The following is an 8,354-nucleotide window of genomic DNA, read 5'->3' as shown; positions in this document are numbered from 1 at the left end:
CCATAGCGGCTCTTGCCCCGCTCCCCTGGGAGAGTATGGTATGACAGGCGCGGCAGTCCCGGGTAATTGTCACTCCCTCGTCACTGATATGATGCCCGTCGTGGCAGCGCATGCAACCGGGATAAATGAAATGACCGATATTGTTGGGATATTCCGTCCAGCGCACTCTCATTTCGGGGAAGATATTTTTCACGAAAGCATCCTGTATGGCAGCAATGGTGGAATCGATAACGCTTTTTTTCTGCCCATACAATTCCGGATATTTGGTCCGGTAGAAATCCCCGACTGTCGAGGCAATGCTGTCCAGGGCCTCCTGCTCGGTTGCATATTTCCCGGCCATAGCTTCAACGGCCACCCGTTTGATTTCGGGCAGAGAATGGTCGATATGCCCGGTAGCCATGCCCATGTTCATGGCAAAATCGGGCGAATTATAGATATGACTGGGGCGGTTGTGACAATCCATACAGTCCATTACTCGCGGAACCGCCTGCTTGATTTCCTCTTCGGTAAGCGGTTTTTCTGTATCCTGATAAACAACCGTCTTTCCCGTAAGGCGGTTGGACACCCGCATCCAGGGAATATCCTGCCGGCGTTCGTCGCGGGCGATATATTCCACCTTGACACTGATATTCATGTGCCAGTGAATCCCGGCGGTCTGTCCGATTCGCGGATCGCCGCCGCCGGTCTTAATCAGCAGATTGACCGGCCAATAGGTATTGGTATCATCATACATGTAATTATTGAACTGACGCTGCTGCGCTCCAAAGAACTTGCTGGGCCAGTGGCATTGCTCGCAGGTTTCCTGAGCCGGGCGCAGATTCTTAACCGGGGTCGGAATCGGTCGAGGATAGACATTGGCGGTAACCGCATATACCTGGTAGGCCCCGGCCAGCTTCGATCGGGCATACCAGCCCGCTCCCGGCCCCACATGGCAGGCGGTACAGGCAACCCGCGCATGTGCCGAATTCTGATAGGCGACATATTCAGGTTTCATCACCGCATGGCAGGTCTTGCCGCAAAAGGCAACCGATTCGCTGTAATGGAAGGCCTCATAACTTCCTACCCCGCTTAAGGTCAGGAATATAATCGTGCCTGCCAGAAAAATTATCGTGGCGTTGCGATGGCTCTTTTTATTGAGGTCAATATAAGGCCACTTCGGATATGATATCTCTCCTGTACGGCGCCAGATTCGCCACCGCCGATACATTCCGATCGGGATAAGGAGCAATCCCAGCAGCAGGAACGGCGGCAATACCATATAAAGAAAAACGCCGAAATATGGATTGGTGTCCTTTTCGGTAAAGGAGATGCCCAATAGAATGAGCATCAGAAATCCCGAAATGACCGCTATAATGGCCCCGGCGGTGCTTGTCCAGTTGTAGACCAGGCGGGGGAATTTCATATCTTTCATTTATTTTTGATCCTCATCGTTTTATGCGGAATATGTTCGGTCTTGATAAACGAGATAACATCAGGATTGTCCCGGCTACTTTTCGATTGATCTGATCTTCAGATAAAGGGCAATCGCCAGGATCGTTATCAAAAGTGTGGCTATCCCAAGCCCTTTGCGACGGAAAAAATAATCATCGATTTTGGCTTTGCCGGCTTCATATATCTTCTCTGAGGAGGCAATGCCGGTGTGCGTCGTCGCGGCAACCACCAAGGTATCGAGAGAATGGAATTCGGTGGCCGTCTGAATAATAGCCTGCTTGACCTCATTAAGAGCAAACCGTTCGTCGGTCACCATCATTCCCTTGCGGTCGGCCTCATCTATCTTGGATATGGCCATATCATAAGTCTTGTTCATTTTAGAAATCATATCATAAATGGCGGCGGCAACCGCAAAGCCGTGATTGCCGTCATCAGCCGCATGACACCTGACACAGAGCGAGGAATCGCTCGTGCCGACCCAGTGGAGTTTCGGCTCTTCAATATAATGGTTGGAATGGCAGGTCTCGCATTCAGGGTAGCCGGCCGCATCAAAAGCCGCCTTATGCGGCGACTTGGCAAAACTGTCGGCTATCAGAGAATGGCAAAGGCCGCATACTGCAGAGAGCGAAGTCACGCCCGGGGGTGTTGCGCCATGGTTACCATGACAACTATTGCAGGCTGGTGCGCCGGTTTCCTTTTTCACCAACAGAGCCTGGCCATGAACCGATTTGATATACCCCTCATATTGGTCGGTGGGAATCCCATACTCTTTCATATAATCGGCTTTGGCGTGGCATTTGGCGCAGGTCCCCGGGATATTCTGAGCATTGACCGTTGAAGTCGGTATTTCCGGGCTCTGGATGTCATGCACCGAATGGCACGAAACACAGTTTGCCACCTTGACATCCCCTTTTTCGAACAGCCGTTTCCCGTGAATAGAAGTCTTATATTTCTCCAACTGGTCGGTGGGAAGCGAGGGATTATGTTTCACCATGTAAGCTGGATCGCTGTGGCAGGAGGCGCAAAATTGGGGAATCTCCCTGGCCGGGGGAATCCCTTTGTACCCTTTGCTCTTCCGGACAGCATCCATATCATCGAGATCGGGATTGCCGCCGTGGCAGTCGGAACAACCCAGCCCCGCCTTGAAATGGACATCACGCTGAATAAGCTTGGTCGGAGCATCGACCGCTTCTTCCCAGCCGGAGTGGCAATCAAGGCAGTTGTCGGCCGATAGATTTAATGGAATGAGCAGGACCACCGCCGCCAGAATGACCGGGGCAAATAATATTTTCAAAAATCCTGACATCACTTCTTCCTCATTTCAGCAGATACCCGACAACGGTCATTACAACTATGAAAAGCAGAACCAGCCATCCGAAAGTAATCAAGAGCCGCGGTTTTTCCCCTTTTTCAAACGAACGCGATAGGAACGGGGCCGCCAGCCATATCACGCCCCCCAGTGTGAGAATCCCTATGCCGAACAATTCCCCTTCCATGAAGAAAAAATGCGCCGGCATGAATTTCAACGCCTGGAAGGCAAACATGAAATACCATTCGGGGCGAATCACCAACGGCGGCGGCGCAAACGGATCGGCTTTCTGCCCCAGCGGCCAGTGCACCACACCGATGCCGTCCGGTAGAAAAACCGCCAGTACCGCCAGAATATTAAGCATGATCAGCCAGACCAGAAGTTCCCGCATAATGAAATTGGGAAAAAAAGGGCGAAATTTGCGGGGGATATGAGGATTCTTCTCCCATTCGATCGGTTCGGACATCCCCTGTCGCTGAATAAAAAAAAGATGCAACGACAAAAGCACCGCAAAGATTCCCGGCAATACGGCCACGTGGAGGCCAAAGAAACGGCCAATCGTGGCTCCGGTGACATCCTCGCCGCCGCGCATTAATTTCATGAGAAATCCCCCGACCACCGGCAGCGCACCCGCAATGCCGGTTCCAACCCGGGTGGCAAAAAACGACAGCTCATTCCAGGGAAGCAGATATCCCGAAAAACCGAAAGCAAGCGCCAGGGACAGCAAAACAACTCCGGAAATCCAGGTCATCTCGCGTGGCTTGCGGTAAGCATGCGTGAAAAAGACCGAAAACATATGTACAAAAGCGGCCAGAATCATCAAGTTGGCCGACCAGGAATGAATAGCACGGATAAGCCAGCCGAAAGAGACCTCGGATATAATAAATTTAACCGATTCATAGGCGGAGTCTGCACCGGGACGATAATAAAGCAGCAGTAGTATTCCCGTGAGCACCTGCACCACAAAGAAAAAGAGCGATATCCCGCCGAAATAATACCAAATGGAGGCGCGGTGCTCCGGCACCACCTTGTGCGACATATAGTCGACTAGGCCGTTTATCTTGAGACGGTTATCGACCCAGCCAAAGAGTCTTTGCTTGACAACTTTGCCGGTGGTTTTGGTTTCCTGCGGCATATCCCCCATTATCCCTTCACCTCGGCCACATAAATATCGCCCGAGGCATTGTCGACATGAACATCATACGGCTTAAGCGGTCGCGGCGGCGGGCCGGAGACATTCCGCCCCTCCAAATCATAACGGCCGTTGTGACAGGCGCACCAGAGAAGCCCGAGATCACAGTTTGACCTGAGATACATTGGCCTCACCCGAAAGGGTGGGGATGACATACTTATAAACGGGGTAAAAGACAGAGGCCAGAAAAGCAATCACACCCCCGCCGATCAGCCATTTTAAAAAGCCGCGTCTTTCTTCCTTAATCTCTTCCAATCATCCTCCGGAGGGCAAATTAATACAATTTCTACCCATTTAGTTCATGATATTAATAAATTCAAGCCGTTTAGGCAACAGTTTTCGGCATCATCCCGCTTTGTTCTTGTAGCGCGGCTTATTCCCCATATCTTTTTTCATAGAATTTCCGGATGTTTTCCAGCGCCTCCTTGCTCATTCCATCCCGATACCAGAGATGCCCCGGCTGGCTGTAAATATATTTATCGAGGAGTGCCTTGGACATCTCCGGCCCGGCCGCCTCTTGCATCTGGGGGATAAAATCATTATAGAACTGCCGGCCCACCTCATACATACCGTGCCACCAGGCATAATCCGGTCCCTGCATTGAGGCTCCATGCCTCGCCCGGCGTCCTTCATGATGCCAAATCTCATACCAGGTCCATTCGATCCGGTCGTCAAAATCGGGCGGCGTTATCTTGCCGGCCGCTTTTAATTCATCCATAATCGCCTTGCCCGGTTTCCCGAATTTTTCGTTGTAGAGATCAACCAGACCGTCATATTGAGCATAGGCACCCTCCACAAACGGTTTTTCATGGCACTGGCTGCAGACCCCCTGCATCTTGTCCCGCCGTTCTTTCCAGCTCAGAACCGCTTTGACTTTCCTGCTCTCGCCCTCGCTGTTCTTGCGCACTTCCCCGACAGCAGGCAAGATCGGGTTGTCGCCGGGAATATCCTCTTTGGAATCATCCTCATATATTATCATATTAAGCTTGACCGAAATCGGCGGCCGCAATGTCCACGAGATTCTCTCGCCGACATCATGGGTCACTTCCTGCCTTCCGGCGGCGCTCATGTGGCACGAGGAGCAGGTCGGGCCGCTAAAATATTCCTGACCCGCCCGCCAGGGATCGCCATTGAGTTTTAAGTTTTCACGATTGGCGTGGTAAAGAACGCCATGTTTCGATTCATTCCAGACCTCTATCTGGGGATGATCGGGGCCGAGATGGCATTTGCCGCATGCTTCCGGCTGACGGGCCTGCCTGACCGAGAATTGATGCCGGGCGTGGCAGGCCGAACAGGAACCCCACGAACCATCCGGATTAATTCGGCCCATGCCGGTATTGGGCCAGGAGTCCGATGAAGGCTGGCCGTCCGGGCCGACCTTAACAGTCCCGCCATGGCACTGGCGGCAGCCGACATCCACCGCCGGCTCACCGCCGATAACTTCGCCCAGAAGATTATCCAGCGACCCCAATATCTGCCCGGCCTTGGCGTGATGCGACCCTTTCTGCTCGGTAAATTCTTTATCATGGCATTGGGCGCAATCTTTGGGCGAAACTATGACTGCAATCCTCCGGCCGTTGTGCATAAAGCCGTCGGTATCCTTCTCTGCCGCCTGATGGCAATCAATGCAGGATACCCCCGCCTGGCTGTGCCTGGAGTCCCGCCATTGGCCGATAATCCCCGGCGAAACTTTCTCATGACATGAAACGCAGGCCTCGCCTGTCGAGACATCGGCCTTTGTTTCGGGGGAAGGCAGCAATGTCAATAAAATTGCGAGTACCGTTCCCCACTTAGGAATCTGATTTTTGAGCCTTTTCACCATTTTGTCCTCCGCTATGGTTTTGCAGGGCAGGGGCTGGCCGCCGGGATCACGTGAATCGGTTATTTCAACTAAAAATACAACAGGCCAGAGGCCTGAATTCCGAGAACCATTCTCATTGACCTAAAAAAGTAATTTACCAAATTTAACACCCCTGTCAATTTTAAAGTTCATCGCCTCGCCCGGCCGCAAATATCCGGCGAAAAAAATGAACTTTCCCCCGGTCATATTGTTTAGGCAGGGTAGTAAACGGTCGCTGAAGTCGCCTTCCAAATATGACTTGACTTTATCGACCCAAGTTAATAAGATTCGCGAGGGTAAGATATAGCAGAGTTGAAGCGGAGATTCAAAGATTTTGAGATTCGAATCTCAACCTCTGATTACCGTCGCACGATTACCCGAAATAAGAATTTTTAGGTTTTGAAAGGGAATTAAGATGAAAGAAAGAAGCGGAATAATTACGGCCAAGGGCGGCCCTCTTACCCTGCTTGGAAACGAAATCAAAGTCGGTGACCTTGCTCCGGAATTCGAGCTGGCGGACAACGACCTCAAGCCATTCAAGTCCTCGGCATTGAACGGGAAAATTTGCATAATTTCTACCGTGCCCTCTCTCGACACCCCGACCTGTGATATCGAAACCAGACGATTCAATAAGGAAGCCGAGCAGTTGGGGGATAAGGTTACGGTTTTGACCGTCAGCATGGATCTTCCCTTTGCTCAGAAACGGTGGTGCGGCGCCGCCGGAGTCAGCAATGTGAAGACACTCTCCGACTATCGAGGAGCAACTTTCGGCACCTCCTATGGCGTCCTTATCAAGGAGTTGCACCTTCTGGCGCGCGTGATTTTTGTCCTCGACCGCAATGGAGTCATTCGTTACATCCAGACCGTAAAAGATATCACCACTGAACCGAATTATAATGAGGTACTTGAGGCTGTCAAAAAATTATTATAAGCGGCCGCGACAGGCCGCCGAAATTGTAAAATGACAATTGAAATCCATTCTATTATATTAAAAGGAGAATTAACATGATAAACAACAAAATTGAAAAAGCGCTTAATGACCAGCTTATGGAAGAATATGCTTCTTCCCATTTATATCTTTCCACGGCCGCCTATTTCAAGTCAATAAACCTCGATGGTTTTGCTCACTGGATGCAGCAGCAGTCCGGCGAAGAGATGGGACACGCCATGAAGTTTTACGGGTATATCTTTGAGCAGCAGGGAAAGGTGACGCTGGGGGGTATCGAGAAGCCGCAGTCCGAATGGGCCTCTCCCCTGGCGGCCTTTGAGGCGGCCTACCACCATGAGCAGAAAATCACCGGTCTCATAAACAATCTGACCAACCTGGCCATCGGTGAAAAAGACCACGCCACCAATATCTTCCTGCACTGGTTTGTCACCGAGCAGGTGGAAGAGGAAGCTAATGCCATTGAGATAATTCAGAAACTCAAGATGGTCGGCGATTCCAAGCAGGGTCTTCTGATGCTCGACCATGAACTGGGACAGCGCAAGTAGAATAACCTGCCATGAATGAAGTCATTTATAAAGAACAGGAGCCTCGGGCTCCTGTTCTTTTTTGCGAGACAGAGCTCTAAGAAAATCGACTTGAGTGATAGGAGAAATGACTGTGGATGAAAGCAGAATTTCCGCATTCCAGCGTGAGCGGGAACGGCTCAATGAAATTGTCATGAAATATGCCGGAACCAGTGTGAAGCGTTTCTATAATATCGACTGGCAGGCCTATCAGGCCGGAGCGCTTCCCGCCAAAACCAAGGAGCTTCTGGGCCTGGTCGCCTCGCTGGTTCTGCGGTGCGATGACTGCATTATGTACCATCTCATTCGATGCCGCGAAGAAGGCGTCACTGATTCCGAACTGGAAGAATCCATTGCCATCGGCCTGGTTGTCGGCGGCTCGATAACCATTCCACATATCCGGCGGATCTGGCAGGCCTGGGATGAAATGAAAGGCCAGAGCGCAAATGACAAAAAATGACGACATCTTTACCGGGTTGCTTGTCGAAATCAAAGAGCTGGTCCTGTCGAAAATCCCTCGTGATGACCGTCTGATGAATATCTGCCGCCTCTTGAATGAGAAGGTGCCCCATTATAATTGGGTTGGGTTCTATCTGGTTGACTGGGCCAACAAGCGCGAACTGATTCTCGGTCCCTATGTCGGTGCGCCGACCGACCATGTCCGTATCCCCTTTGGCAAAGGAATCTGCGGGCAGGCGGCCGAGAGAGAAGAAATTTTCGTGGTCGATGAAGTCACCAGAGAATCAAATTATCTTTCCTGCAGTATCAATGTGAAATCGGAAATCGTCCTGCCGATTTTCAGACACGGAAAGATTATCGGAGAATTCGATATCGATTCGCATACTCCGGCCGCATTTACCGGGCATGACCGAACATTCCTGAATTCTATCTGCGAAATTGTAGCCGGAATAATTTAATGTACCCATTTTAATTGGGCTGATGAAGGAGATGATCTGATATGGCGGATAGTACAACCCCGGAAATATATTCCCATTGGACAGCGCTGAATAAATTCAATTATGGCGTCTATATTGTCTCATCTGTCGCAGGCGACAGGATCAACGGCCAAC

The 8,354-nt window shown here is 51.0% G+C and carries 10 protein-coding genes; 4 read left to right on the top strand and 6 right to left on the bottom strand.

Annotation, left to right across the window (positions count from 1 at the left end; all coding sequences use genetic code 11):
* The 6 genes from NT002_14350 to NT002_14325 all read right to left on the bottom strand — a co-directional run.
* Window positions 1–1,411 (bottom strand): NapC/NirT family cytochrome c (locus NT002_14350; GenBank protein MCX6830444.1); only part of this gene is annotated, 1,411 nt, incomplete at its 3' end.
* A gap of 75 nt (window positions 1,412–1,486) precedes the next feature.
* Window positions 1,487–2,737, bottom strand: coding sequence for a cytochrome c3 family protein (locus tag NT002_14345; protein ID MCX6830443.1), 1,251 nt, complete (start codon window positions 2,735–2,737; stop codon window positions 1,487–1,489).
* Between the two features lie 10 nt (window positions 2,738–2,747).
* A complete protein-coding gene (locus NT002_14340) occupies window positions 2,748–3,875 on the bottom strand; it encodes a cytochrome b N-terminal domain-containing protein (protein MCX6830442.1) in 1,128 nt (375 codons plus the stop codon).
* 8 nt (window positions 3,876–3,883) lie between these two features.
* Window positions 3,884–4,057 (bottom strand): Rieske 2Fe-2S domain-containing protein, encoded by a 174-nt coding sequence (locus tag NT002_14335; protein MCX6830441.1) that lies wholly within the window; start codon window positions 4,055–4,057, stop codon window positions 3,884–3,886.
* A complete protein-coding gene (locus NT002_14330) occupies window positions 4,035–4,187 on the bottom strand; it encodes a hypothetical protein (protein ID MCX6830440.1) in 153 nt (50 codons plus the stop codon). The genes NT002_14335 and NT002_14330 overlap by 23 nt, the downstream gene beginning before the upstream one ends.
* Window positions 4,188–4,305: 118 nt before the next feature.
* Window positions 4,306–5,754, bottom strand: coding sequence for a cytochrome c3 family protein (locus NT002_14325; GenBank protein MCX6830439.1), 1,449 nt, complete (start codon window positions 5,752–5,754; stop codon window positions 4,306–4,308).
* A gap of 433 nt (window positions 5,755–6,187) precedes the next feature.
* Here NT002_14325 and tpx point away from each other — a divergent pair, with 433 nt between their 5' ends.
* The 4 genes from tpx to NT002_14305 all read left to right on the top strand — a co-directional run bounded on the left by tpx (window position 6,188) and on the right by NT002_14305 (window position 8,201).
* The gene (gene tpx / locus NT002_14320) at window positions 6,188–6,703 is read left to right on the top strand and encodes a thiol peroxidase (protein MCX6830438.1); all 516 of its coding nucleotides are present in this window, start codon (window positions 6,188–6,190) and stop codon (window positions 6,701–6,703) included.
* Between the two features lie 74 nt (window positions 6,704–6,777).
* Window positions 6,778–7,266: a ferritin gene (locus NT002_14315; GenBank protein ID MCX6830437.1), complete on the top strand. Its 489-nt coding sequence runs from the start codon at window positions 6,778–6,780 to the stop codon at window positions 7,264–7,266.
* 106 nt (window positions 7,267–7,372) lie between these two features.
* Complete coding sequence (locus NT002_14310; GenBank protein MCX6830436.1) at window positions 7,373–7,744, top strand: carboxymuconolactone decarboxylase family protein; 372 nt, start codon at window positions 7,373–7,375, stop codon at window positions 7,742–7,744.
* Window positions 7,731–8,201 (top strand): GAF domain-containing protein, encoded by a 471-nt coding sequence (locus NT002_14305; GenBank protein ID MCX6830435.1) that lies wholly within the window; start codon window positions 7,731–7,733, stop codon window positions 8,199–8,201. The genes NT002_14310 and NT002_14305 overlap by 14 nt, the downstream gene beginning before the upstream one ends.
* Window positions 8,202–8,354 lie beyond the last annotated feature (153 nt).

Source organism: Candidatus Zixiibacteriota bacterium (assembly GCA_026397505.1).
Lineage (GTDB): Bacteria > Zixibacteria > MSB-5A5 > GN15 > PGXB01 > JAPLUR01.
The sequence above is the reverse complement of the archived record's forward strand: the minus strand, read 5'-3'. Positions and strand labels throughout refer to the sequence as shown.

Excerpts from the sequence above, each read along its gene's own strand:
- tpx (MCX6830438.1), top strand. The coding sequence starts at position 6,188 with ATGAAAGAAAGAAGCGGAATAATTACGGCCAAGGGCGGCCCTCTTACC.
- NT002_14305 (MCX6830435.1), top strand. The coding sequence starts at position 7,731 with ATGACAAAAAATGACGACATCTTTACCGGGTTGCTTGTCGAAATCAAA.
- NT002_14325 (MCX6830439.1), bottom strand. The coding sequence starts at position 5,754 with ATGGTGAAAAGGCTCAAAAATCAGATTCCTAAGTGGGGAACGGTACTC.
- NT002_14315 (MCX6830437.1), top strand. The coding sequence starts at position 6,778 with ATGATAAACAACAAAATTGAAAAAGCGCTTAATGACCAGCTTATGGAA.
- NT002_14340 (MCX6830442.1), bottom strand. The coding sequence starts at position 3,875 with ATGCCGCAGGAAACCAAAACCACCGGCAAAGTTGTCAAGCAAAGACTC.
- NT002_14345 (MCX6830443.1), bottom strand. The coding sequence starts at position 2,737 with ATGTCAGGATTTTTGAAAATATTATTTGCCCCGGTCATTCTGGCGGCG.
- NT002_14310 (MCX6830436.1), top strand. The coding sequence starts at position 7,373 with ATGACTGTGGATGAAAGCAGAATTTCCGCATTCCAGCGTGAGCGGGAA.
- NT002_14335 (MCX6830441.1), bottom strand. The coding sequence starts at position 4,057 with ATGTATCTCAGGTCAAACTGTGATCTCGGGCTTCTCTGGTGCGCCTGT.